This window comes from Faecalicatena orotica (assembly GCF_003149245.1).
GTDB classification, from domain to species: domain Bacteria; phylum Bacillota; class Clostridia; order Lachnospirales; family Lachnospiraceae; genus Faecalicatena_A; species Faecalicatena_A orotica.
In genome coordinates, this window is record NZ_QGDL01000023.1 from 1 (window position 1) to 24550 (window position 24550).

Sequence of the window (24550 nt, forward strand, 5' to 3'; positions counted from 1 at the left end):
AACGAATATTTCGATGAAGCATACAATACATTGCTCAATCTAAGTGCTGACGAGAAGAAACGTCTGGAATATGAAGCAAGGGAAAAGGCATTGAAGGATTATAATACCCAGATCAGCAGCGCTGAAAAGAGGGGACTTAAAGCCGGAGAAGAGATTGGGCGCAAGGCCGGGGAGGAAATTGGACGAAAGGCCGGCGAAGAGATTGGAATACGAAAGGGCAAAGAGTTAGGAGTTCAAGAGGTCCGTCAGGTTTTTAAACTATATATGCAGGGCAAGTCTCCCGAAGAAATTGCCGTTCTCTGTAATATCAGTATTGACAAAGTGAAGCAAATATTAGAATAGTTTCTACTTTTTTCGAACGCAGACGTCCCTAAAATCAAAAAACATTTGGGCATCTAATGATTACGTTTTAAATCTCATAGTCGTTTATAATTGCCAGCTGCCCTCTAGCCTTGGTAAGAGGATAGCTGGTTTTTATTATTTTATGGTTAACACTGCACTTTAATATGATAAGGCTGTAAAAAATTCACGTTTCTGTAAGCGTTAATGCCGCAATATTGAATATATCTTACTATCCTTTTAGATTTATGCATGATATAATTTATCTGGTTAGACTCGTTATGAACATCATAATAAAATTCAAGTAAAAACTAAAATTAAACAGGAGATATCTTTATGAAGCTATATGTTGCCCGTCACGGTCAGACTTCCTGGAATGCACAAAATAAAGTATGTGGAGTTACTGATATAGGACTAAACAAAAAGGGAATAGTACAAGCGGAAAAATTAGCAGACACAGTGGGAAATTATAATATTGATATTATTTTATCGTCCCCGTTAAAAAGAGCCGTGGAAACAAGTAAGATTATAGGCCGAAAAAATAATATTGCAATTCAGATAGAGGACCTTCTTGTTGAGCAAAATTATGGCATATATGAGGGTGTAGACAGAAATGATCTTCGTTTTCTTAATAATAAAAGAGATTTTGCATATAGATATCCTGAAGGCGAATCTATGTTGCAGGTGGCATACAGAATATATGGAGTAATTGATAAAATAAAGGAAGAACAATACGGAAAAAATGTTCTTATCATTAGTCATGGCGGAGTATGCCGCATTATCAGAACATATTTTAAAGATATGACAAATGATGAATTTTTCAATTACAGATTAGAAAATGGTACGCTAGAAGAATTCTAGTAAATGGAGGAATCTCATGGAGTGGTTTGGATTAGTAGCCCTTTGCCTTGTATTTTGTTATTCTTCATATCCCGGCAAAGTTAAACGGCTTGAAGCAGCGGTAAAAAGATTAGAGAAAAAGCAAAAAGGAGAAAATTATATGTCAAAATTAATCAGTGAATTAGTCAGTAAAGATTGCAAAATAAAATCTGATGATGCCCTGCAATTAGTAGGAAATACGGAATTGAATTGTTTTGTATTAGATGCAGATGATGAATGGATCAAAGTCCGCTTTGTAGATAGGAAGAAAAATCAAATCATAAAGCTGCTCAGGATAGAAAATATTAGTGAGGTCGAAATAATAGATGAGCAGGGGAGTTTATGATGGAACATTTCATTAAAGACTATTTTAATGATGATGCAAAGAGAACGCTTCTAAATTCTCTTACGCGGGAAATATATGGCTTTGATTTCACAGACTGGTATAACAATGGTTACTATACCGGAGAATATATACCTTATTCCATAGAAATTGATGGAAAGATTATTTCTAATGCTTCGGCCAATATTATGAAATTTTCTCAAATTAATTTAGATGGTGAGTACAAAGAAAGATCCTATATACAGATTGGTACGGTTATGACTTTGCCCGAGTATCGCAGAATGGGTTTTGCCGGGAGATTAATCAAAGAAATTATTAAGGATTACCGTGACACTTGTGATGGAATATATCTGTTTGCAAATCTCAGCGCTCTCAATTTTTACGAAGATCTTGGATTCTGGAAAAGCATGCAGTATAAAGTATCTGTTAAAAAAAATATTGTAATAGAAAAAAAAGATGCCGATTTCATAGAAATCAGGAAGAATAAAGAAAAAAGAGAGAACTATTTAGCTATGGTCAAGCTTACTACCTGTAACAGCTCTTTTGAACAGACGAATAAGTTTGGTCTTCAAATGTTCTATACTGGCGATTTCCAGAATGTATATTATTCAAAAAGTCTTAATTGTTTCGCATGCTATGAGTGTAATGAAAAGACATTGTATCTTAACAGTATAATTGCAGATAAAGAGACTTCTGTTAGAGATGTATTAGCGAAAATTCCAGATACATTTGATAGAGTTATCATTGGTTTTACACCTAAGAAATTTGATTTAGATATATTTGATTTAGAAGAATATGACAGTGCTGACAATTATCGTCTTTTCTGCATGGGAAATATATTAAAAGAAATCGAAGAGAATAAACTTTATTTCCCCGAATATTCTCATGCATAGCGAAAAGTAAAGGAGTGCCTATGAACCCAATATTAACTACACTTCCATCACTTGAAATAAAATCGTGGTCGGAAGAAACACTGTCCGTTCTGGCTGCAAAAATATTAAATCGCATGCCCAGACCTTTGATACTTATTGATGGGGCTGCCGGCTCAGGAAAGACAACCTTAGCGAAAAAGCTTGCTGAATTGCTGTATGCAGATCTGGTTCATACAGATGATGTAAGCTGGTGTGCAGACCCGGTCCACTGGGACGATGAGATGCTTGCGGGCATCGTGAACCCCTGGCTCTATGGGAAGAAAGTTTCTTATAAGCCTGCCAGCTGGATCAAGGAAAACCGTCCCGGTTACATCAATGCCGATCCTGACAGGGCGCTCATCATAGAGGGCATGGGCGCGTGCAGAAAATCGATGCGCGCAGCTGGGGCATATTCCATTTGGGTCGACACAGAGCCCGGGATCGCCCGGAAGCGTGTTGTACAGAGAGATGTTGCGAATGGAGAAAATGGCGGTACCGTCGAGTCTGTCACAAAATTCGCTGACTGGTGGGATTCCCTGATGCTTCCTTTATTATTGGAGGAGGAAGCGTGGAAACATGTGGATGTAATCGTGAATGGGTCGAGGTCTGATTTGCCGGAAGATAAGATTTTGATTCATGACCCCCGTCTATCAGGCTGGAAAAAGAAAGTATGAAGAGGTACTAATGGCAGACGATAACATAAATAGGAAAACAGCCGTGATTATATACTGTCACGGCTGTTTTCCTTATAAACCCAAAAGATATTTTTAATATTTTTCACTTAGCAAAAACTGTGAAAGATGTACGATCTTTACTCCATTAACATTTCCCGCAGCAAATTCATCCAATGTTACTACATATTTGGGATAATGGTCCTTTATCTCAAGAAGATTTATATCCTTTTCTTCGCAGCTCAAAATACACGATATTTTCAAGCATGGCTGCAATTGATTTCGGGTTAAAACCCATGATGCTGTATTTCAGAGCAGCATCGGCAAGGTAAAATTTCTCCTGTGTCTTCAGTACTAACTTACCCTGTAAATCATATCTTGGACAGCGGTAAATGACAAAAGCTTTCTCAAGCCACTCTAAATAATTGTATACAGTTTCAACAGATAGAGCACGGCCTTCATTTTTTAGAAACTTAACAATGACGTTTGCTGAAAAGGTTTTGCCCACGTTCTCCACAATATACCTTACGACCCGGTTAAACAAATCAAAGTTCTTTACCTGATGCCGCCTGGTAATGTCGCTAATAATCACAGAAGTATAAATGCCTTCCACAATTTGATATGAGGACCGTTCATCAAAGTTACCCAGAGCAACAATGGGAAAACCACCCATGCGGATGTATTCATTCAGCAGCTCTTTTTCAGAGAGCCTGCTGTTTTTCTTAAATGCAAGATACTCGGCAAAAGACAAGGTGTAAACAGGAATGGAGATGTATCTGCCTGTAAGATAGGTGGATATTTCACTGGACATCAGTTTGGAGTTTGAACCTGTAACATATATATCTGTGTCCGCATCCTCAAGGAGGCTGTTAATTGCCTTTTCCCAGCCGTCTACCTCCTGTACTTCATCAAGCAGGAGATAATACCAGCCAACATCGGACATCTTCTCTTTTATGCCTTGATACATTTCTTTAGCGGTCATTCCATCATCAAAGTTTTCCGAGGTATAGCGCAAACTGATAATATGATCTGATGGGGTGCCGCTTTCCAGCAGTTCTTTTCTAAGTATTTCTAATATAGTAAATTTACCGCAACGCCGTATTCCTGAAAGTATTTTTACAAGCGGCACATCACGGTAGGTTGTAAGGATATCTAAATATCTTGGTCTAATAATCATGGCATAGTCTTCCCTTTAATAACATATCTAAAAATTATATAATCTTCAATAGTATTTACTTAGAGTTAGAAAAAACTATAATTCCTTATATAGCTTTTTGAGTTATAAATTATATGGTTTTTTTCTGGCTTTCAGCTATAATAAAATTATTAGACCATGAGGCAGCAATTTTGTTCAACACCAGTTTGACAGATACAAATTTACTATTATGGAGGACAAAGAAATGTTAATCAGAGAATATCTCCCTTCGGATTGCATGGAAATAACAGAACTTTTTTACAATACAGTTCACATAGTTAATAGCAAAGATTATACGAAAGAACAAGTAAATGTCTGGGCGCCCGGACAGGCAGATCTAGAAAAATGGAACCTGTCACTTCAGGAACATTATAGTATTGTCGCGGTTGAAGGAGAAACCATTGTCGGCTTTGGAGATATAGATAAAACAGGTTACCTTGACCGTCTATATGTGCATGCAGATTACCAGAGAAAAGGGATTGCCACCGCCCTTTGCAATCAGTTGGAACAGACTGTCCAAGGGAAAATTGTCACCCATGCTTCTATTACTGCAAGACCTTTTTTTGAAAACAGAGGATATAAAGTTATAAAAGAACAGCAGGTGGAACGGCAGGGAATTTATCTTACAAATTTTGTTATGGAAAAAACAGATAAAGGGGTACACAGCTATTATGGAAAATAAAAAAGTCTTTGCAATGAAGTTTTCTGACATATACCCTCTGCTTGTTGCAAAAGCAGAGCGGAAAAACCGCACAAAACAGGAAGTAAATGAGATTATCTGCTGGCTTACAGGTTATACAGAAAAAGAATTACAGTCCCAGCTTGATAAAGAAGCTGATTACAGTACTTTTTTCAACGAGGCACCGCAAATAAACCCTAATTGTAAGCAGATCAAAGGAACAATATGCGGCTATAGAGTCGAAGATATTGAAGATCCATTGATGCAGAAAATCAGATATCTGGATAAACTCATTGATGAATTAGCGAAAGGAAAGGCAATGGAAAAGATTTTAAGAAAATAAAAAACAGCACTTAATACTATTTATCATGTTAAGGCTTATGGAGGTCTTCTGTTGAATAAAGAATGGTCAGAATTAAATAGAACAATGCAGACACAGATCAAAAAAGATGCTTCTTTTCATGAGGGAATAGAAACTCTTTTGAAGCTGCGTCAGCAATTAGTTGATACATTGTATCAGCTCAAAGATGAATTGAACAGAAAAGATTTTAATGCAATCCCTTTTATAAATGCAGGTGGCTATCATAGTAAGACAATTGCTTATTCAATATGGCATATCTTTCGAATAGAAGATATCGTTGCACATACCCTCATCTGCCAGGACGAACAAATTTTCTTTTCAGGTGAATACCAGAAATACATAGGTTCTCCCATAATCACAACCGGAAACGAACTTGTAAAACAGCAGATTGTAGAATTTTCAGAAGCCTTAAATTTAGAGGAATTATATCGTTATGCTACATTAGTAAAAAATAGTACAGATACTATATTAGAAAACCTTTCTTTTACAGATTTAAAACGTAAGATGACCGATACCGATAAAGAACGCTTAATATCATTAAACGTTGTAAGTGAGGACGAAGAAGCACGCTGGCTGATTGATTACTGGTGTGGAAAAGACGTCAGAGGATTAATACAGATGCCTTTTTCCAGACACTGGATAATGCATATAGAAGCATGTCTGCGTATTTGCAAAGGTATAAAACAAAAAAGAGGTTCACAAAGACAGGAATAACCTTTAAAACGAATAGGAGATAAATATGGATTGTATCATTAGAGAATGGGATATCAAAGATAAATATAAACTGGCTGAAATGTTGAATAATAAAAATATACAAAACAATTTGCGTGATGGATTACCCTACCCGTATACCGCAGATGACGCAGAAGAATATATTGTATCCATGCTTTCTGCAGATAAGACTAAAACATTCGCATTTGCGATTACCTTAAACGATATAGCAATTGGCAGTATCGGAGTATTTCGATGCGGCAATATTCATTCCCGGACTGCCGAAATGGGTTATTATGTAGGTGAACCATATTGGGGAAATGGATTCGCAACTAATGCAGTAAAGCAAATTTGTAAGTATATATTTGACAATACTGACATTATCCGGATTTTTGCCGAACCATTTGCCTACAACACTGCTTCCTGCCATGTACTGGAAAAGGCAGGTTTTCAGTTTGAAGGAACACTACATAGCAATGCTGTTAAAAACGGAAAAATAATAGATATGAAAATGTATGCTTTAGTGAAATTTAATAGCTGTGAAGGAGATAACTAATGATTATAAAAAAAGTTACGGGCAGCAAAAAAGAATATATTGATTTGCTGCTGTTAGCTGACGAGCAGGAAAGTATGATAGATAAATATCTGGAAAAAGGGGAAATGTTTGTTTTAGACGATAATGGTATAAAAGCCGAATGCGTAATAACCAAAGAAGACGATGGCGTTTATGAGCTGAAGAATATTGCCGTGTTGCCTGATCATCAGCGGAAAGGTTACGGAAAAGACCTGATTGAATATATTATTACTCATTATACAGACTTAAGTGTCCTGTATGCCGGAACAGGGGACTGCCCTTCTTCCCTTTCCTTCTACCATAGCTGCGGGTTTACAGAATCACACAGGGTAAAGAATTTTTTTACTGAAAACTATGACCATCCTATATACGAAGATGGAATACAGCTGGTTGATATGGTTTATTTGAAAAGAGAGCTAATTAATATAAAATAAGCGGCAGTCGCCAAGGTCATGTAAACATGACTTTGGCTCGTTGCTCGCGGGAATAACACAGTTCATAAAAAGGCAGCCCAAAGTGAAATCTATCCACCGTTTTATCACACCCGCAGACGTGTTATGGCTCGGTTTCCTCTTCTGTCCCGGTTTTTTTTCTGTCCATGATTAGTTTCATTCCACCAATTGATAATAAGATTACTGCAACCATTACGATACTCTGAAGCTGGCCATAACTGGAGCCCAGAACGATGGCAAATACGATGGCCAGACCAAACGGGAGGACAGCCGCCTTGAAGTTTTTTAACAATACCGGCAGTACCATCGGTCCAAGAAGTGCAGGGAACATGTTGTCAAATGCCGGTGAAATCACAGGGTTGGACAGCAGCGGCACTACCAAAGGTGCCAAAAACAGCATCCCTGCAAATACTATAATTGTCGTTACGAAAGCCGAGGTTGCAACTGCTATAATAGAGACTACCCGACCTTTTTCACTTCCTTCTTCACAATCCATTACACGCATGGCGTTCAGTGCTGCAGGGAGCTTCATATTCTGCACATTTCCTGTCGAGGATGCCAGATATACCGCGCCCGGTCCGATTACAGGAGCCATAGCCAGCTTTTCACATAAACCTGTGATGCCAAAAATAACTCCGATCGGGGCTGAAACGGTGAGAACCTGCTTCCAGTCGAGGGTAATTCCGAATATGAGAGTAATTCCCAGAGGGACAGATATAAACAGAATCCCAACCACCAGAGTCGTTAAAATACCCAGCCTGTGAATTTTATTATTAAATTGTTCGCTGCTCTGCATATCAGATACCTCCCATCACATTTGTAACGATACAGGCCGATGCCATTCCTGCCACCATGCTGATCGCAAAAGAAAATTCTTTCAGTGGTTTCCACTTTTTCGATGCTTTTTCCAGCAGGAACATGGAGCCGGCAGAAACTATAATGGTTACTATTGCTGTAACATTTTTATAATCAACGATGTACGGTGCGGAGAATGTAGCCATCATTCCAAGAAACATAATAGAAGTCATCATCGTTGTAAACGCCATGTTTTTACTGCTTAGTGACTGCATCTTCTTGTCATATTTTTTCAGGATCAGTACCGCCAGGCTTGACAGCATGATTCCCAGAGTTACGGCCCACATAATCATGACATATGTATCCGGTGTGAAATTACCACTTGATAAACTATCGTACCCGGCCGCCGTAACTGCCATATTGGCCGACATTGTCTCATAAGTTGCCGAACCGATGACACTGAGCCTGAGCCACGGGAAAAAGCGGCCTAGCGCAGGCATCAGTATAACGTAACTGATCAGAATCGGCAGAGACGGTACAATAGAGAAAACCGCGCTGCTTTTTATGATCTTTTTTCTGTCTGCTTTATCAATTCCAATCTCCCCTGAGCGTCTCCATGCGGCCCGTAGAAACAGTGCGGACTGGATCATGACAAATATAATCACGATACCGCATAAAACTGCCATCCATCCACTGTTTGATATAAAAGAATAACTATCACCCATTATTTTCCTCCTGATTGAGCCTTTCAGGCCTGACTGTATGCCATCCGGCCCATTACTATTTTTACTGTTCTTTCAATATCGCAGGTTTCTGGCCTGCAGGTATCATACTCTCATATCTTCTTCCGTCCATTGTTTCTGCCAGATCAGCCTTTGCTTTTTCAACGATATCCGGGTTTTCAAGAAGATTCACTGCTGTAGCCGCCAGCACCTGTGCCGCGAAAAACATTCCCTTATGGGCAATGGAACTCTTTCCCTGGGCAACAGCCTGCCATGTATGCAGTGCTGTACCTAATGCAAAACAGGCAGAACTGAAACATGCCGTAGGAATGCACTGGCTGACATCCCCCACATCATTGGATCCCTGCTTCAGGCCTACCGGGGGAAGAATCAGTTTTGATACCGGCTGTCCCAGCACCGCTTCTGCTTTTTCTCCCAGAAACTTCTGTGCCGTTCCTTTGATTCTCCGGATTTCGTCCGCATCTGCAAGTTCTCTGTATTTTTTTGCATAATCCATATCCTCTCCAGTATATGGAATATTAGAAAATTCATTCATATTCTTAAGAACCAGTTCGTTCAGTGTCTTATTCGGGATGAGGTCTGCATAGGCAGAACATATTTCGATATCTACATCCGTCTCTGTCATCATGGCAGCCCCCCGGGCAACTTTATTGACCCTTTCCACAAGACTGACCGTGTCTGTATTTCTTGGGGCCCTGATAGCGTACAGTACTTCTGCCTTTGCCTGCACGACATTAGGCGCATCCCCCCCGGTATTTGTAATGGCATAGTGAAGCCTGCAGTCCGTCGGGATATGTTCTCTCAAATAATTGCAACCTACATTCATCAGCTCGACTGCATCCAGAGCACTTCTTCCCAGATGCGGCGAAGTTGCCGCATGGGCGCTTATCCCCTTGAAGGTATACTTAACCCGGGCATTCGCCAGAGATGACATAGAGCATACGTGCATCGTATATGGGTGCCATGTCAGGCAGATATCACACCCGTCGAATGCATGTCCCTTCAGCATGAATGCCTTTCCTGCTTCACCTTCCTCAGCCGGACATCCAAAATACAGGACTGTACCCCCAAGCCCGGCTTTTTCTATATAGTCTTTTACCGCAACCGCTGCCTGTACTGAGCCCGTCCCTAGAAGCTGGTGCCCACAGCCGTGGCCGCAGCTGCCTGCTGTTTCTTCCTCTTTTTTCGTGGCATCGGCTTTCTGTGACAGCATCGGAAGGGCATCATACTCTCCAAGAAAAGCTATGACCGGTTTACCGGAACCACAACTGGCCTTAAAGGCCGTCGGAATCCCGGCGATTCCTTCTGTAATCTCAAATCCTTCTTCCCGAAGCTTCTCCATCTGCAGCCGGCTTGACTTTTTTTCCTGAAAGGCCGGTTCCGCAAATTCCCATATCTTATCGCTGATCTCAGCAAAGATATCCTTTTTTTCCTCAATCAGGCTGCTCAAAAGTTCTTTATTCACAAAAATATCTCCTTCTCAATTGTTTTTTCAAATACTCCTGCATGGGTTTATTGCAATAAAATCTTCGCTGACTTATAATAAATGCATGAACCAGCCGGCCGGCTTTTTGCAGGTATTTCAATGCTTAATTCTATTTTATTGTGTCTTCTGCCAGAATACCAATATTTATCCGGCATGGGGGTATGCACTTTGGTTATCCCGCCCCCTATTTATTACACCTGTTTCGGAAAAGGAGAATTTATGAATATTCAACAGATCGAATACGCTGTGGAAGCATCCAGAACCTTATCGTTTTCGGCCGCTGCTGAGAACCTTTTCGTATCCCAGCCCAATATCAGCCGTGCCGTTTCTTCTCTTGAGGCAGAGCTCGGTTACCAGATTTTTTCGCGTACCAACCAGGGGATCGTACTCACAGAAGAAGGAGAATATTTTATCCAGCATGCAGAGATTATTGCCGAACAGCTCCGGCAGATTAAAGGAAGCCGGCTCGATAAAAACTCCAGCCGGCTGAACATTATTTCCTCTTTTAACCACACTTCATTGTCAGAGGCGTTTATCAAATTATGCAAAGAATATGAAAACTGCAAAAGACTCGATCTTTCTCTTGCATCAGGCAATGTAAAGACTGTGATTAACGAGGTTTACCTGAACAAGGCCCAGATCGGCATAACTGCATTTGATGATAAGGCAATGGGACTTTACAGAGAACTTATGGGGGCTAAAGATATCACGATGACCTTGTTAAAAAGACTTCCCATGAACATCAATCTTCGAAAAGGCCATCCCGCACTGGAGGCAGGCATTGAAAATGTGTCTCTGAATTCATTGAAAAAATACGTACATATTTCCTACGATTTTAATAGAAGAGATGAATATCCAAGCCTGTTTTATATGGATCTGATCGACACCTGCAAAAATATTTCTGTGCATGATAAAGAAACACGCCGAAAACTCGTTTCATCCACAAATGCATTCAGCGTAGGATGTGTACAGCACCCCCAGGCTGCGGATAACGAAAACTGGGTCAGTATCCCGATCGCTGACATCCGCTGCAATATCGTATATATAAAAAAGAAAAACACAAAGCTGGGTGAAGAAGCACTTCGGTACATAGAATTAGTTCAAAATGAGCTCGACTACACCAAAAGTGTATAGCCGGCCGTATCAAATACAACAGGCTATACTTTAAAATTTCCAGTAATATTTCGCAGACTAACGCTTTATATCATAATTCATGTTCATCAGGTTCTGGATTACGGAGACATCATCCGTGATATTCCCATCCCCGCGGATTGTATGCTTAATTGCGCTGCTCGCAACTGCAAAGTTCACCATATCTTCCGGCTCATATCCGTTCATCATGGCATAAATCAATCCGCTGGCAAATGCATCACCCCCGCCGACGCGGTCCAGAATATGAAACGAAAACAATTTGCTCTCATATGTCTGCCCGCAGTACCACATATATGCCTTTAAGCTGTTCTCGCTTCCACTGTATGCATAACGTACATGGCGGGCAATACATTTAAGGTTTGGATAGCGCTCGGCAAACACCTGAAAGACTGCCTCCTGCTGCCAAAAATCTGGCTGAAAGGGAATCTCATCCTTGACGTCTCCTTTTTCATGATTACCCTCATCTATCCACAGGTGGTACGGCTCAATCCCGAGCAGAACATCCACATAAGGCAGACAGTCAGTGCAGAAATCTCTGGCTTCCTCCCATGACCACAGAGTACTGCGGAAGTTACCGTCATAGCTGACGGTAATTCCTTTTTTCTTTGCTGTTTTTAAACAGTCTGACACCAGTTTCCTGCAGTTTTCACCGAGGGCAGAGGTAATACCGCTTAAATGAAGCCACGTAAAACCATCCAGCAATGCATCTAAATCAATTTCACTGAAATCATATTCTGTAATGGCACTGTTTTTCCGGTCATAGGTTACTTTACTTGGACGGATCCCATACCCATTTTCCAGATAATATGTACCCAGCCGGTGTGTCGGTGTCTCCTCAGGTGTGCTTAAAATCATGGGGGTACAGTTGACATCATTGCTTCTCAGCATTCTGACCGCACTTTTTCCGAGGCTGTTATTGGGAACTACAGAGAAAAAAGTACTGTCTATACCAAGATTTGCAAGGGCCAGGGCGATATTCGCCTCACTTCCCCCATAACTTGCTTCGAAGTTTGCCGCCATTCGGATTTTCCCATAATCAGGCGGTGTCAGGCGCAGCAAAATCTCGCCGATCGTGATAAACCTGTGGCGGTTTTCCCTTTCTCCGGTTAATGAATTATTGTATTCCATAGGACTTCCTCCTCTGCGGTCTTTCCGCTTTTTTGTCTCTTAATATTCCAGATATGCACCTTTCATCGGACTTGCCGCATGCTCACTGAACATACGGAGTACTCCCTTTTTGTACTTCGGTCCGCGCGGTTTCCAGTTTTCACGGCGCTGCTTTAATACAGCATCTATTTCCTCCATACTCTTTGGTACGCCCGCGATTCCTACGATATTCAGCTTCCGTCCGGCTATATCGATTTCAATCAGGTCTCCTTCTTCTACAAGTGCAATCGGGCCTCCGTCGACCGCTTCCGGGCTGCAGTGTCCGATCACCGGTCCCGTGGAGGCGCCGGAGAACCGCCCGTCTGTAATCAGTGCAATGCTTTTTCCGAGTTCTTTGTCACTGCTGATAGCCTCCGATGTGTAGAACATTTCCGGCATTCCGCTTCCTTTTGGCCCTTCGTAGCGGATAAAAACAGCGTCTCCTTTTTGAACCTTATGCTTAAGAACTGCATCCAGACATTCCTCTTCACTGTCAAACGGCCTTGCTTTTAAAACAGCTGTAAACATTTCTTTCGGACACGCTGTATGCTTGATGACAGCACCCTCCGGTGCCAGATTGCCTCTTAAGACAGCAATACTGCCATCCGTACCAAGCGCTTCATTATAAGGACGGATTATGTCCTCCTTTTTCAGTGATACCTGATAACGCCGGTTAAAGTCAGCGAGCCATTTCCCACATCTCTCATAGAACCCATTTTTCTTTAATTCCTTGAGATTTTCACCCAATGTTTTTCCTGTAACGGTCATCACATCCAAATGCAGATGTTCCTGAATCTCTTCCATGATAGCCGGAACCCCTCCTGCATAGTAGAAGACTTCTGCCGGCCAGCGCCCTGCCGGGCGCACATCCAGAAGATAACGGGCATTTCTGTGAAGACGGTCGAAAGTATCGCCTGTAATCTCAATTCCAAATTCATGGGCAATGGCAGGAATATGCAGAAGACAGTTCGTGCTCCCGGAAACAGCCGCATGGACGAGAATCGCATTTTCAAAGCTCTCCATTGTGACAATATCGCTGGGACGCATGTCCGGCATAGATGCAAGCCGCACCGCCTGTTCGCCTGCTTCTCTTGCAAAAGTCAGAAGGTCCGGGCTGGATGCCGGCATAAGCGCACTCCCCGGCAGTGCCAGTCCCAGAGCCTCTGCCATAATCTGCATGGTAGAAGCCGTTCCAATAAACGAACAGGCCCCGCAGCCGGGGCAGGCATTGCATTTTGCCCAGTCCAGTTTTTCTTTATCGATCTCACCTCTCTGGTACTTTGCACTGTACATTCCAAGCTGTTCCAGAGTCAGCATTTCCGGTCCGGCATTCATCGTACCTCCCGGAACTACCACAGACGGGATGTTTACTCTTGCCAGTCCCATCAGATTTCCGGGCATCCCCTTATCGCAGCTTGCCAGATAAACACCGGCATCGAAAGGCGTGGCGTTGGCATGGATTTCAATCATATTGGCGATCATCTCGCGGCTTACCAGACTATAGTTGATACCATCCGTCCCCTGACTCTCCCCGTCACAAATATCCGTGCAGTAATACCGGGCGCCGAATCCTCCGGCTTTTGCAACACCTTTTTGCACTTCTTCCACCAGCGTGTCCAGATGTCCGCTTCCCGGGTGGCTGTCCCCAAAAGTGCTCTCTATCATCACCTGTGTCTTTTCTAAATCTTCCGGCTTCCATCCGGTCCCGATCCTGAGAGGGTCAAGTTCCGGTGCCAGTTTCCGCATTTCCTGACTTTTCAATTTCATAGTAATCTCCTCATCTTTCTATATAATTTATTTTAACTCATATAATTTTTTGACAGACTGCTTCTCATGTTTATGCCACTACAAACCAGACAATTGTAGCTCCAATAATTCCCACAGCCCCTACTAAAGTCTCCATGACAGTCCATGTTTTCAGATTTGTTTTTTCATCCACCTCAAAAAGTGACTTGGAGAGCCAGAATCCCGAATCGTTCACATGACTGAATGCCGTCGCTCCGGCCGCAACCGCAATTGTAATAGTTGCAAGCTGAATCTGGGACAATTCCGCAATCGCGGGCATCGATGCCATAATTCCCGCTGCCATAGTCATAGAAACGGTTGCCGAACCGACAGAAATTCTTACAACTGCCGCCACTAAAAATGCGACAATCACCAACGGCAGCGGCAGGCCCCCGACAAAGTTCCCGAACACTTCACCAATGCCTGAATTTTGCAGAATAAACCTTAACATACCGCCGCCTGAAATCAAAAGAATGATGTTGCCGCAGGAATGCAGGGAGTTTGTCATAACAGAAGTAATATCTTTTATGCTGAACCCTCCACGGATTCCGAGAAAATACATCCCGCAGATTGTTGACAAAAGCAGCGCAATAACAGGTGTCCCTAAGAACTCTAATACGGGCTGGGCGGGTGCCAGTAACGGTATAATGGATGAAAGTGTATTTAAAATAATCAGGAATAACGGAAGCAGGATGATACAGACAATCAGTATAAAACTCGGCGGTTTTACGTTTTCTTGCTTCTTTTCCTGCGCCTCTCTTTCATTTTCAAGGTAAGAACTCGGAACAGCACAGTCAAACTTCCTGCCTGCAAATTTTCCGAATACGGGACCTGCAATAATCATTGCCGGTATTCCCACAATAATGCCTAAAATAATGACATAACTTAACTCCACATTGAGCATCTCCGCCACCAGAACCGGACCCGGTGTCGGGGGGACAAATGCATGGCCGATTGCCAGACCCGCTAATAACGGGATCGAATAATGAAAGACCGACTTCTGCGTCTTACGTGCGATACCAAATGCAACGGGAATCAAAATCAATAATCCTGATTCAAAAAATACCGGCATTCCCACAATCAGCCCGGTAACTCCGAGTGCCCACGAAGCCTTTTCCTCGCCGAATTTATTCAGGAGCGTGTCCGCAATTACCTCCACTCCGCCGGATACCTGCAGGATCGCACCGAACATAGAACCCAGGCCAATTAAAATAGCTATTGTCTGGAGCGTGGTCCCGACACCTTCTGCAAGCGTATCCGTAATCATTGTAAATGGCATACCAACCGCCAAACCAATAATCAATGCTGAAGTCATTATTGCGATAAACGGCTGAATCTTTACTTTAATAATCAGAAAAAGCAGCACAGCAAAGCCAATCAATGCACCTATAATCAATCTTTCTGAAGATGCTGTAAATTCAATCATAATGTTTCCTCCCAAACTCATTCTATACCCGAAATATGCGCATACCAACACACCGGCACATTCCTTATTTCTCTTTGCTCTATAACATATGACGTCTTATGTTTTTGTAATTTCATTATAATATTTAACTTAAAAACCGCAATACATCTGATGTATTTATTCCTATTTCCACTTAACGCACAAAAACAAGCGGGCATACGTAACAATATTCCCGCTTGTTCTGTACATTTTTCCTATATGTTTTTACTAAATGTCATTCTAGTTTTAAATACATCTGATGTATTTTCCTAATTTCGTTCCTCCAGCAGTTTCATGATTGCCTGACGGTTATAAGTCAGATGCGTAATCATCGCACACTTTGCGCCTACAGAGTCTCTGTTCAGAATAGCTTCCGTAATCGCCCGGTGTGTTTTTATTGTCTCCTCCATCAAAAGGCGGTGGGTGACATTCGCAAAAGTCAGCACTGCCGTATTAATAACCGGAACCAGAAGCTCGACCACCTGATTCTTACTGCATCTTGCAATGCAGGTATGGAATTCTATATCTTTGTTAATATGTTCTGTTCCACTCACATAGAGTCTTTCGGTTTCTTCACACAGCCGTTTTAACGTTTTTAATTCCCCGTCCGTGGCATTCTTACAGGCAAGTCCGGCGATTTCCGGTTCTATCATCAAACGAACTTCAAAAAGCTGCAGGGCAAGCTCATACTTATCCTCTATCTGGTCCAAACCAAGTGGGTCTTCCCGCTGGGAGATCGTGCTAATCACATATGTACCGGCTCCCTGCCTACACCAAACATCCCGGCAAGTTCAAATTCATTCGGTAACCTCTGTCCGACATTTACCGGTTCATTTAAAATGTACTGCATTAACCTGTCTTCAATCTGGTCGCCTAAAGGCTTTTTGTTAGATCTGTCAAAATTATACATATATCTGCTGCTCCGTTCTCGCTTCCCACATCATTTCCTTTCATAAAGGAACCTGATATGTTCATACACTTCCTGAAAATCAATAACGCATTCCCCGTCCCATATCTGCACCGGTATCTTCGCATCAAAACCATAAATAACAGGATATTCCTCATGTTCAAAATCATATACGATTACCTTTTTATTGATCGGGTCAATCATCCAGTACTCCCTTACCCCGGCATTCATATACTTATTCAGCTTAGTGACCATGTCCTTTTTTCTGGTGGATTTGGAAAGTACTTCAATCACAAAATCAGGCGCGCCATAAACACATCTGTTAATGATCTTATCCCTGTCACATACGATAATAACATCCGGCTGGACTATCGTCTTATCGTCGCAGTCCAGCTGGATATCCAGCGGTGAAATCATCGGAAGACATGTCCCTTTATTATCCATGACATGACCAAGCAGTTTTGCATAAATAAATCCGGCAATCAACTGGTGCGGGGAGGTGGGAGCGGTCATGTTATAGAAAACTCCGTCGATAAGTTCCACCCTGATGTCATCTGGAATCTCATAATAATCCTCCAGAGTATATTCCCCCTGCTGTTTCATAGCATAAGTGCTCTGTACCTCACGGATATATGCATCCCCTGAACTGCCCAGCAGTCTCTCTAACGCCTGAAGCGTCTCATAACGCGGGGAGGACGTGGCACCGTTAAAAACCTTCTGTACAGTCCCGAGCGGGACACCTGATAATTCTGAAATCTGGGCATATGTATAACCCAGTTCCTTCTTTCGTTCCTTCATTTCCTGAATCGTCATAGACATACATCCTTTCTTTGAATAAAAAGCGGCTTGTGGATGGACTTATATTGTTTATCTGATTATTTTTAATATAACATCTAACACTCCAAAAAACAACCGCATTTTTATATTTATATCCGCAAAATATCCATGTTTTAATCTTTTCCCATAATATGCTATACAGATACGTGCAAAACAATTTCATGTTATTATAAAAATTCAATATCTGGCATAAAACGAGGATAAGACTATGGAAATACAAGTGGAAATTCTCTTTTCTGTTGTCACTAATTATGATATAATATATCCATTATCCGGAGTTCCAAAAATCATTCAGGATATATATCTTTACGGTAGAACCAGGGAATTATATGGAAAATATAAGGACCTGTTAAGTGCTACACCCAAGCTTATAAAAGTATAGGCAGAAAGAGAGGAGATCTTATGAAAAAGAGAGTTTTAGCAGCACTGCTTGCTGCGACAATGGCAATCGGCATGTTAGCCGGCTGCTCAACACCAAAGACAAACAAGCAGGAGGATTCCAGTTCTGAGTCTGGAGAAAAGGTATTTCGTTATTCCTCAAGAACAGAGCCAACGACTCTGGACCCGTCAAAGACTAACTGTATCCCTGATTGTGAGATTCAGCATGCCATTACGGAGGGCCTCGTTAGAAATACTGGCGGCGAGGTAACACCAGGTGTTGCATCAGACTGGACCGTTTCTGATGATGGTCTTGTTTACACATTCAACCTGAATCCAGATGCAAAGTGGAGTGATGGAGAGCAGATCAAAGCAGGTGATTTCGTATATAGCTGGCAGAGACTGCTGGATCCCGACACAGCCGCACCGTATGCATTCATTGGTGAGTACATTAAGAATGGTCTTGCAGTTGAGACTGGTAAGATGGAGCCTTCTGAACTTGGAGTTGCTGCTGTGGATGATGTGACATTTGAAGTAACGCTGGAACATCCGACAGCATATTTCCTGAGTATGATCGGCGCACAGCCACAGTTCGCTCCTCTTCGTCAGGATATCGTTGAAAAGTACGGCGCAGAATTCGCTGCTGATGCCGAGAAGAATATTTACTCAGGTCCTTACGTACTGACAAGTGCCAAGAACCAGAAATGGATATTTGAGCCAAATGAAAATTACTGGGACAAAGATTCTATTAAACTTGACCGTGCAGAGCTGAGCTATGTACAGAATCAGGAGACGGCCCTTGCAATGTACGAGTCAGGAGACCTGGATTATTCTGAGATTCCTTCCGCGGCAGTACCAACCTATGAAGGCAAGGATAATACATTCCGTAATGGTAATGTAGATTATTACTACTTCAACTGCGATGAATCAACGGGTTCCCCGATAGCAAATAAGAACTTCCGTCTGGCACTGAACTATGCACTGGACAGAAATTCATTTAACACATTGGCTAACAACGGTGTACATGTACCAAGTAACGCTCTTGTATTCAGCGGATTATCAGGAGCTAATAGCACGTACGGCGAAGAATCCAATCTGGAATCCTATCCTCTTGATGGCGATAAAGATAAAGCAAAAGAGTATTTAGCCACTGCATTAACAGAGCTTGGCAAATCAAACGCATCTGACATTACAGTTACAATTACAACAACAGATGCTGATTCTGCTAAGAAGCAGGCTGAGGTTTGCCAGGAAATGTGGAGCGATGTCCTTGGTATCAATGTTGAAATCAATCAGGTTACATACGCAGAAACATTAAAGCGTCAGCAGAGCGGCGATTATGAGATCGCATGGGGCGGCTGGGGAAGTGATTACGATGATCCATACAGCTACCTTGAGCTTTTCAAATCAGACAGTTCCTACAACTACAGCCGCTTCAAAAATGACAAAGTGGATGAACTTCTGGCTGCTTCCCAGACAGAGACAGATGCAGCCGCACGTATGGATCTGCTTCATGAAGCAGAGCAGATTATCATAGACGAGGCAGCATTCCTGCCTCAGGCAGAGAGAGATGTTCATTACCTTCTTGATGAAGATGTAAAGAACGTTAAGTTCTTCTACTGCAGTGTTAATATTGATTGGGTATATGCAGATATTCAGTAATCGCATACCATTATAAAATTTTATCGCTGCCCGGGGATACCGGGCGGCGAATTTATTCGTATACAAGGAGGATTACGCATGCGGAAGTACATATTAAAGCGTGTGATAGCTGCAGTCCTGACGATGTGGGTGCTGATTACCGCCGTCTTTTTTCTGATTCGTCTGATGCCCGGAGACCCATTTCAGAATCCAAAGATGACCGCTGAGGTGCGGGCAAATCTGGAGAGCTATTACGGATTTGATAAGCCACTTATTGTACAGTATGGTACATATATGAAGAATCTGTTTCAGGGTGATTTAGGCTATTCGATGAAATTTACTAACAAAACAGTTAACACGATTATTGGTGAGACATTCCCGTTCTCCGCGGACCTGGGAATCCGCGCACTTGTGCTGGCGTTGTCAATGGGACTCGTGCTTGGAATTATTTCGGCAAGAAACAGAGGAAATAAGCTGGATTTTGTCTGTGTTATCATAGCGGTTCTGGGAACCAGTATCCCCGACTTTATTATGGGAGCTATACTACAGTATGGATTTGGTATTAAGTGGGGGCTCTTGCCTGTAGCACAGTATAACGGCATAAAATATACGATTTTGCCTGCGTGCGCGCTGGCGTTTTACACATTGGCCTCGGTTTCCCGTATCATGAGGGCAAGTATGCTGGAGGTTTCCCAGCAGGATTATATTAAAACGGCCCGCTCAAAAGGTGTGTCTGAATTGAGAATCACATGTAAGCATCAAATACGAAATGCAATCATGCCTGTTATGACTGTAATGGGACCAACAGTAGCATCAGTGCTTACCGGAACCTTTGTTATCGAAGCTATTTTCGCCATTCCCGGAATGGGAAAATATTACGTAGAAAGTGTGTCAAACAACGACTATTCTATGGTATTGGGTATGACGATTTTCTACGGTGTATTTTTGATTTTGTGTAATCTGGTTGTAGATATTCTGTACGGCGTGGCAGATCCGCGTGTACGCATTGGCGAAAGGTAGGTGAGAGAAATGGCAGAATTAAATAAAGAAGCTTTTATAATACGCGGGAAAGACACCACCCGCATGGAAAACATCAGCAGGCCATCCCTCTCCTTCTGGCAGGATGCATGGAGACGCCTTCGGAAGAACCGGAGTGCATTTATCGGACTTTGCATTGTTGTGCTTTATGCATTGCTGGCTATTTTCGCACCGATGTTCAGCCAGTACACACAATCCCAGATGGATATCAATGCAAGAAGCGCATTTATCTCCAGCGCTCATTGGCTCGGGACAGACTCTACAGGGCGCGACCTTTGGGTGCGTATCTGGATGGGAGCGCGTGTATCTCTTAGTATCGGCCTGATTGCAGCAGTTGTAAATATGTGTGTAGGTGCTGTAATCGGCGGACTTTGCGGATATTACGGCGGTAAGCTGGATATGATTGTGATGCGTATTGTAGACCTTTTATACGGAATTCCCAGTCTAATTATCACCATCCTTGTTATGATGGTACTTGGTAAAGGTATTACACCGCTGATCGTAGCCATGTGTGTCGTTGGATGGATTGGGACATGCCGCTTTGTACGTGGCGAGGTATATCGTATTAAGGAGCAGGATTTTGTCCTTGCTGCCAGAGTACTCGGTGTACCGGACTTTAAGATTATTATTAAGCATATGATTCCAAATATTCTTGGAATGCTCGTAACAAACCTGTGTATGGCAATCCCGGGAGCTATTTTCCAGGAAGCCTTTCTAAGTTACATCGGACTTGGTATTACACCGCCTGACTGTAGCTGGGGAGTTATCTGCAAAGAAGGAATTCAGTACCTGCGCTATTCACCGCATCAGGTGCTGATACCGGCATTTTTTGTATGTACGACCATGCTGGCTTTGAACCTTCTCGGTAACGGCCTGCGTGACGCAGTCGACCCAAGACTGCGCGGAACAGAATAGGAGGAGTCGTAGAAATGACCGAACGAGAAAAGATACTAGAACTGAAAAATGTAGTATATTCCTTCCATACATACGGTGGCGAAGTAAAAGCTGTGCGTGACGTAAGCTTTGAAGTAAGGAAGGGAGAGATACTTGGAATTGTGGGTGAGTCTGGCTGCGGAAAAAGTGTTACAGCCCAGTGCATTATGAGACTGAACCCAGAACCGCCGGGATTTTTCGAGGGCGGCGAGGTACTTGTTCACGGTAAAGATGTTTTGAAAATGACAAAGAAAGAGCTGCGTAAGCTCCGGGGGCAGGATATCGGGTTTGTATTCCAGGATCCTATGACATCCCTGAATCCAACCATGAAGATTGGCGCACAGATTGAAGAAGTATTTTTAGGGCGTACTGATGTAACAAAGAAAGAAGTGAAGGAAAAAGCCCTTGAGATTATGAAGCTGGTTGGTATTTCAGATGTAGAGAAGCGATATAAACAGTACCCCCACGAATTGTCAGGTGGTATGAAGCAGCGTGTTATGATTGCCATTGCCCTTGTGAGCCGCCCGGACATTGTTATCTGCGATGAGCCAACTACTTCCCTTGACGTAACCATTGAGGCACAGATCCTTGATCTGCTTCTTGAACTGAGAGAAAAACTTGGAACGTCGATTATTATTATTACACATGACCTGGGCGTTATCGCACGTATGTGTGACCGGGTGGTAGTTATGTATGGCGGCAAGGTTGTCGAAAAAGGTACCGTACAGGAAATATTTTATGATACAGCTCATCCATACACAAAGGGCCTGATGGGCTCCATTGCGAAGCTGGATACAGCAAAAGGAGCAAAACTGACCCCTATCGATGGTACACCCCCTGATTTATTCTTCCCCCCGAAGGGATGTCCATTTGCAGCCCGTTGCGAATACGCTATGGATGTATGTAAAGACAATCCGCCAGGCTGCTACCATATAACAGATGAGCATATTACAAATTGCTGGCTCCAGCATGAATTTGCTCCTGATACGGACATGAAGAAAGCAAACGCAGCAATACTTGAGGAAGGAGAGGTGAAGACGGATGAATAATAATGAAAAACAGCCTCTCGTGCAGGTAAGGGATGTATGTAAGTACTTTAAAGTCGGGAAAAAGGCTTATCTAAAGGCAGTAGACCATGTTTCCTTTGATGTCTTTAAAGGTGAGACAGTAGGTGTCGTTGGAGAGTCTGGCTGTGGTAAATCCACCCTTGGCCGCTGTATGATTCGTCTCTACGAGCCTACAGCCGGGGAAGTGATTTACGATGGCAAAGATATTACAAAGCTTTCCAAAGAGGAGCAGAAGCAGTTCTGCCAAAAAGTACAGATGATCTTCCAGAACCCCTATGCGTCGCTTAATTCCCGTATGACAGTTAAGGAGATCGTAGGAGAAGGTTTAAAGCAGCATGGAACACCCAGAAAAGAACTGGAGGAGCGTGTAAAAACGCTTCTTGAAACGGTAGGCCTTAATAAGGATCATATGTCCCGTTTCCCTCATGAGTTCTCGGGCGGACAGAGACAACGTATCGGTATTGCCAGAGCCCTTTCCGTAGAGCCGGACTTTATTATCTGTGACGAGCCGATTTCAGCCCTTGACGTGTCTGTACAGGCACAGGTTATTAACATGCTGAAGGAGCTTCAGGAGAAACGTGGACTGACCTACATGTTCATTGCCCACGATTTGAGTGTAGTAAAATATATTTCAGACCGCGTAGTTGTTATGTATCTGGGAACAGTGGTCGAGACTGCTGAGACGGAGGAGCTTTACGGCAACACTATGCATCCTTACACAAAAGCGCTGATTTCCGCCATTCCAGAGGCAGATCCTGATAGGGCAAAAGCGAGCCAGCGTATTCCGATTAAGGGCGAGATTCCAAGTCCTATTAACCCGCCGGAGTGCTGCCGGTTCGTGGAGCGGTGCCAATATGCAACAGAACGTTGTCACAAAGAGCAGCCTGAACTTCGCGAAATGACTCCGGGACATTATGTAGCATGCCATCTTGTGTAATCTGATGGTTACCATCTTTGACGTAAAAATCCGTGGAATGCATGAAAGCTTTCCACGGATTATTTTTATAGTTCAATTAATTCTTTTGTCGCACTAATGAGGTTCTCATATCCATCTTCTGTAATCAGTACCTGATCTTCGATCCGGACTCCGCCCCAGCCCGGGATATATAGTCCGGGTTCAACTGTCACAACGTTTCCTTTTTCAAGTACTGCTGTAGAATTCGAACCCAGGAACGGAATCTCATGTACGAATACACCTACTCCATGTCCGATGCCACCATAGTTATACTGCTCGTACTCTGTTCCTCTGATGGCTTTTAAAGATGCTTCATAGGTTTCTTTTCCAGTTGTTCCGGGTCTTAAGATGGCTTCAAAATCTTCTACCATCTGCTGCTCCAGTCCATAAACCTCTCTCTGCTTTGCTGTTGCCTTCCCTAATACAACTGTTCTTGTCATATCTGATAAATAGCCTTTGTACTGGCAGCCGTAATCCATCAATACAAAGTCTCCATATTCCAGTGCTTTTGAAGAAGGAATCCCATGCAGTAAAGAAGTTCTTGCCCCTGAAATCAGAATTCCACCGTAAGGTTTTGTATCAGCACCTTCCATCACCATATAGTGTGACAATTTCGATGCCAGTTCTTTTTCTGTTACACCAACGCGAATATCTTTGATGATTTTCTCAAATGCCCTGGAAGCAATGTCACAGGATATACGCAGACATGCAATTTCTTCTTCTGATTTAATTGCACGGAATGTTTCTATCACATCTACGGTAGGAACGAGCTCTGCCTTTGCCTTATCTTCCATTTCTTTATAGTCCTGATAGGTTACCTTATCTGATTCAAACCCCACATTTTTAATATGCTCTGTGCTTATAATATTTCCCAGAGCATCACCAATGGTTTTCCCGGGAGTACGCCAATTATAAATCTGATAATCCGGGCATTCCTCAGCAGCCTGTTCTGTATATCTTGGATCGGTTATAAAATATTTTTTGTTTTTAGTAATAACAAGGTATGAATCATCCCCTGTGTATCCACTGATGTATCTTACATTTGCAGGACTGCTTATGTAAAATGCCTCCAGGTTTTCTTTTTCCATATAGGTTAATAATTTCTGTACGTTGTTCATCTTTGCTCCT

24 protein-coding genes and 3 pseudogenes are annotated in these 24550 nt (G+C 42.6%); 17 read left to right on the forward strand and 10 right to left on the reverse strand.

Features of this window, described 5'->3' with window-relative positions; genetic code table 11:
• The 5 genes and pseudogenes from A8806_RS26355 to A8806_RS24790 all read left to right on the forward strand — a co-directional run.
• Positions 1-342: pseudogene (locus tag A8806_RS26355) on the forward strand (Rpn family recombination-promoting nuclease/putative transposase); the annotation flags it as partial.
• 333 nt (positions 343-675) lie between these two features.
• On the forward strand, positions 676-1200 hold the full coding sequence (locus A8806_RS24775) for a histidine phosphatase family protein (RefSeq protein WP_109733851.1): 525 nt from the start codon (positions 676-678) through the stop codon (positions 1198-1200).
• 16 nt (positions 1201-1216) lie between these two features.
• Positions 1217-1564, forward strand: a complete 348-nt coding sequence (locus A8806_RS24780; RefSeq protein ID WP_109733852.1) for a hypothetical protein — start codon at positions 1217-1219, stop codon at positions 1562-1564.
• On the forward strand, positions 1561-2454 hold the full coding sequence (locus tag A8806_RS24785; RefSeq protein WP_109733853.1) for a GNAT family N-acetyltransferase: 894 nt from the start codon (positions 1561-1563) through the stop codon (positions 2452-2454). The genes A8806_RS24780 and A8806_RS24785 overlap by 4 nt, the downstream gene beginning before the upstream one ends.
• Positions 2455-2474: 20 nt before the next feature.
• The gene (locus tag A8806_RS24790) at positions 2475-3146 is read left to right on the forward strand and encodes a uridine kinase family protein (RefSeq protein ID WP_109733854.1); all 672 of its coding nucleotides are present in this window, start codon (positions 2475-2477) and stop codon (positions 3144-3146) included.
• A 93-nt stretch (positions 3147-3239) separates the two neighbouring features.
• On the opposite strand, the pseudogene A8806_RS24795 reads toward A8806_RS24790, so the two are convergent.
• Positions 3240-4320, reverse strand: a pseudogene (locus A8806_RS24795) (ATP-binding protein).
• Between the two features lie 223 nt (positions 4321-4543).
• Between A8806_RS24795 and A8806_RS24800 the strand changes: the two are divergent.
• The 5 genes from A8806_RS24800 to A8806_RS24820 are packed head-to-tail and all read left to right on the forward strand — an operon-like array spanning position 4544 to position 7097.
• Positions 4544-5020 (forward strand): GNAT family N-acetyltransferase, encoded by a 477-nt coding sequence (locus A8806_RS24800; protein ID WP_109733855.1) that lies wholly within the window; start codon positions 4544-4546, stop codon positions 5018-5020.
• Positions 5010-5360 (forward strand): DUF2200 domain-containing protein, encoded by a 351-nt coding sequence (locus tag A8806_RS24805; RefSeq protein ID WP_109733856.1) that lies wholly within the window; start codon positions 5010-5012, stop codon positions 5358-5360. The genes A8806_RS24800 and A8806_RS24805 overlap by 11 nt, the downstream gene beginning before the upstream one ends.
• Before the next feature lie 51 nt (positions 5361-5411).
• The gene (locus A8806_RS24810) at positions 5412-6092 is read left to right on the forward strand and encodes a phage head-tail adapter protein (protein WP_109733857.1); all 681 of its coding nucleotides are present in this window, start codon (positions 5412-5414) and stop codon (positions 6090-6092) included.
• A 25-nt stretch (positions 6093-6117) separates the two neighbouring features.
• On the forward strand, positions 6118-6645 hold the full coding sequence (locus A8806_RS24815; protein ID WP_109733858.1) for a GNAT family N-acetyltransferase: 528 nt from the start codon (positions 6118-6120) through the stop codon (positions 6643-6645).
• Positions 6645-7097, forward strand: coding sequence for a GNAT family N-acetyltransferase (locus A8806_RS24820; protein ID WP_109733859.1), 453 nt, complete (start codon positions 6645-6647; stop codon positions 7095-7097). The genes A8806_RS24815 and A8806_RS24820 overlap by 1 nt, the downstream gene beginning before the upstream one ends.
• Positions 7098-7218: 121 nt before the next feature.
• Here A8806_RS24820 and A8806_RS24825 read toward each other — a convergent pair whose 3' ends face one another.
• From A8806_RS24825 to A8806_RS24835, 3 genes are all read right to left on the reverse strand, one after another.
• The gene (locus tag A8806_RS24825) at positions 7219-7911 is read right to left on the reverse strand and encodes a hypothetical protein (RefSeq protein WP_109733860.1); all 693 of its coding nucleotides are present in this window, start codon (positions 7909-7911) and stop codon (positions 7219-7221) included.
• Between the two features lies 1 nt (position 7912).
• Positions 7913-8635 carry a DUF5058 family protein gene (locus A8806_RS24830; RefSeq protein ID WP_109733861.1) on the reverse strand — a complete coding sequence of 241 codons (723 nt, stop codon included), beginning with the start codon at positions 8633-8635 and terminating at the stop codon, positions 7913-7915.
• Positions 8636-8696: 61 nt separating this feature from the next.
• Positions 8697-10118 (reverse strand): M20 family metallopeptidase, encoded by a 1422-nt coding sequence (locus A8806_RS24835; RefSeq protein WP_207657880.1) that lies wholly within the window; start codon positions 10116-10118, stop codon positions 8697-8699.
• A gap of 240 nt (positions 10119-10358) precedes the next feature.
• Here A8806_RS24835 and A8806_RS24840 point away from each other — a divergent pair, with 240 nt between their 5' ends.
• Positions 10359-11273 (forward strand): LysR family transcriptional regulator, encoded by a 915-nt coding sequence (locus A8806_RS24840; protein ID WP_181368868.1) that lies wholly within the window; start codon positions 10359-10361, stop codon positions 11271-11273.
• A gap of 57 nt (positions 11274-11330) precedes the next feature.
• Here A8806_RS24840 and A8806_RS24845 read toward each other — a convergent pair whose 3' ends face one another.
• From A8806_RS24845 to A8806_RS24865, 5 genes and pseudogenes are all read right to left on the reverse strand, one after another.
• On the reverse strand, positions 11331-12419 hold the full coding sequence (locus A8806_RS24845) for a sugar kinase (protein ID WP_109733864.1): 1089 nt from the start codon (positions 12417-12419) through the stop codon (positions 11331-11333).
• Between the two features lie 39 nt (positions 12420-12458).
• Positions 12459-14204, reverse strand: coding sequence for a dihydroxy-acid dehydratase (gene ilvD / locus A8806_RS24850; RefSeq protein ID WP_109733865.1), 1746 nt, complete (start codon positions 14202-14204; stop codon positions 12459-12461).
• Positions 14205-14274: 70 nt separating this feature from the next.
• Positions 14275-15648: a GntP family permease gene (locus tag A8806_RS24855; RefSeq protein WP_109733866.1), complete on the reverse strand. Its 1374-nt coding sequence runs from the start codon at positions 15646-15648 to the stop codon at positions 14275-14277.
• 287 nt (positions 15649-15935) lie between these two features.
• Positions 15936-16576: pseudogene (locus A8806_RS24860) on the reverse strand (FadR/GntR family transcriptional regulator).
• 30 nt (positions 16577-16606) lie between these two features.
• Positions 16607-17386, reverse strand: coding sequence for a Uma2 family endonuclease (locus tag A8806_RS24865; protein ID WP_109733867.1), 780 nt, complete (start codon positions 17384-17386; stop codon positions 16607-16609).
• 232 nt (positions 17387-17618) lie between these two features.
• On the opposite strand from A8806_RS24865, the gene A8806_RS26360 reads away from it, so the two are divergent.
• The 6 genes from A8806_RS26360 (at position 17619) to A8806_RS24890 (ending at position 23404) form a co-directional block, all read left to right on the forward strand.
• Complete coding sequence (locus tag A8806_RS26360; RefSeq protein WP_181368869.1) at positions 17619-17792, forward strand: hypothetical protein; 174 nt, start codon at positions 17619-17621, stop codon at positions 17790-17792.
• Positions 17793-17812: 20 nt separating this feature from the next.
• Positions 17813-19450, forward strand: a complete 1638-nt coding sequence (locus A8806_RS24870; protein ID WP_109733868.1) for a peptide ABC transporter substrate-binding protein — start codon at positions 17813-17815, stop codon at positions 19448-19450.
• Positions 19451-19528: 78 nt separating this feature from the next.
• The gene (locus A8806_RS24875) at positions 19529-20449 is read left to right on the forward strand and encodes an ABC transporter permease (RefSeq protein ID WP_109733869.1); all 921 of its coding nucleotides are present in this window, start codon (positions 19529-19531) and stop codon (positions 20447-20449) included.
• 9 nt (positions 20450-20458) lie between these two features.
• Positions 20459-21382 carry an ABC transporter permease gene (locus tag A8806_RS24880; RefSeq protein WP_109733870.1) on the forward strand — a complete coding sequence of 308 codons (924 nt, stop codon included), beginning with the start codon at positions 20459-20461 and terminating at the stop codon, positions 21380-21382.
• 14 nt (positions 21383-21396) lie between these two features.
• The gene (locus tag A8806_RS24885; protein WP_109733871.1) at positions 21397-22449 is read left to right on the forward strand and encodes an ABC transporter ATP-binding protein; all 1053 of its coding nucleotides are present in this window, start codon (positions 21397-21399) and stop codon (positions 22447-22449) included.
• Positions 22442-23404, forward strand: coding sequence for an ABC transporter ATP-binding protein (locus A8806_RS24890; RefSeq protein ID WP_109733872.1), 963 nt, complete (start codon positions 22442-22444; stop codon positions 23402-23404). The genes A8806_RS24885 and A8806_RS24890 overlap by 8 nt, the downstream gene beginning before the upstream one ends.
• A 65-nt stretch (positions 23405-23469) precedes the next feature.
• On the opposite strand, the gene A8806_RS24895 is transcribed toward A8806_RS24890, so the two are convergent.
• Positions 23470-24540, reverse strand: coding sequence for a M24 family metallopeptidase (locus tag A8806_RS24895; RefSeq protein WP_109733873.1), 1071 nt, complete (start codon positions 24538-24540; stop codon positions 23470-23472).
• Between the last annotated feature and the right edge of the window lie 10 nt (positions 24541-24550).

Bases quoted from the DNA above. Each gene is read 5' to 3' on its own strand.
- A8806_RS24775 (WP_109733851.1), top strand. From the start codon at position 676: ATGAAGCTATATGTTGCCCGTCACGGTCAGACTTCCTGGAATGCACAA.
- A8806_RS24780 (WP_109733852.1), top strand. From the start codon at position 1,217: ATGGAGTGGTTTGGATTAGTAGCCCTTTGCCTTGTATTTTGTTATTCT.
- A8806_RS24785 (WP_109733853.1), top strand. From the start codon at position 1,561: ATGATGGAACATTTCATTAAAGACTATTTTAATGATGATGCAAAGAGA.
- A8806_RS24790 (WP_109733854.1), top strand. From the start codon at position 2,475: ATGAACCCAATATTAACTACACTTCCATCACTTGAAATAAAATCGTGG.
- A8806_RS24800 (WP_109733855.1), top strand. From the start codon at position 4,544: ATGTTAATCAGAGAATATCTCCCTTCGGATTGCATGGAAATAACAGAA.
- A8806_RS24805 (WP_109733856.1), top strand. From the start codon at position 5,010: ATGGAAAATAAAAAAGTCTTTGCAATGAAGTTTTCTGACATATACCCT.
- A8806_RS24815 (WP_109733858.1), top strand. From the start codon at position 6,118: ATGGATTGTATCATTAGAGAATGGGATATCAAAGATAAATATAAACTG.
- A8806_RS24820 (WP_109733859.1), top strand. From the start codon at position 6,645: ATGATTATAAAAAAAGTTACGGGCAGCAAAAAAGAATATATTGATTTG.
- A8806_RS24825 (WP_109733860.1), bottom strand. From the start codon at position 7,911: ATGCAGAGCAGCGAACAATTTAATAATAAAATTCACAGGCTGGGTATT.
- A8806_RS24830 (WP_109733861.1), bottom strand. From the start codon at position 8,635: ATGGGTGATAGTTATTCTTTTATATCAAACAGTGGATGGATGGCAGTT.
- A8806_RS24840 (WP_181368868.1), top strand. From the start codon at position 10,359: ATGAATATTCAACAGATCGAATACGCTGTGGAAGCATCCAGAACCTTA.
- A8806_RS24845 (WP_109733864.1), bottom strand. From the start codon at position 12,419: ATGGAATACAATAATTCATTAACCGGAGAAAGGGAAAACCGCCACAGG.
- ilvD (WP_109733865.1), bottom strand. From the start codon at position 14,204: ATGAAATTGAAAAGTCAGGAAATGCGGAAACTGGCACCGGAACTTGAC.
- A8806_RS24855 (WP_109733866.1), bottom strand. From the start codon at position 15,648: ATGATTGAATTTACAGCATCTTCAGAAAGATTGATTATAGGTGCATTG.
- A8806_RS24865 (WP_109733867.1), bottom strand. From the start codon at position 17,386: ATGACGATTCAGGAAATGAAGGAACGAAAGAAGGAACTGGGTTATACA.
- A8806_RS26360 (WP_181368869.1), top strand. From the start codon at position 17,619: ATGGAAATACAAGTGGAAATTCTCTTTTCTGTTGTCACTAATTATGAT.
- A8806_RS24870 (WP_109733868.1), top strand. From the start codon at position 17,813: ATGAAAAAGAGAGTTTTAGCAGCACTGCTTGCTGCGACAATGGCAATC.
- A8806_RS24875 (WP_109733869.1), top strand. From the start codon at position 19,529: ATGCGGAAGTACATATTAAAGCGTGTGATAGCTGCAGTCCTGACGATG.
- A8806_RS24880 (WP_109733870.1), top strand. From the start codon at position 20,459: ATGGCAGAATTAAATAAAGAAGCTTTTATAATACGCGGGAAAGACACC.
- A8806_RS24885 (WP_109733871.1), top strand. From the start codon at position 21,397: ATGACCGAACGAGAAAAGATACTAGAACTGAAAAATGTAGTATATTCC.
- A8806_RS24890 (WP_109733872.1), top strand. From the start codon at position 22,442: ATGAATAATAATGAAAAACAGCCTCTCGTGCAGGTAAGGGATGTATGT.
- A8806_RS24895 (WP_109733873.1), bottom strand. From the start codon at position 24,540: ATGAACAACGTACAGAAATTATTAACCTATATGGAAAAAGAAAACCTG.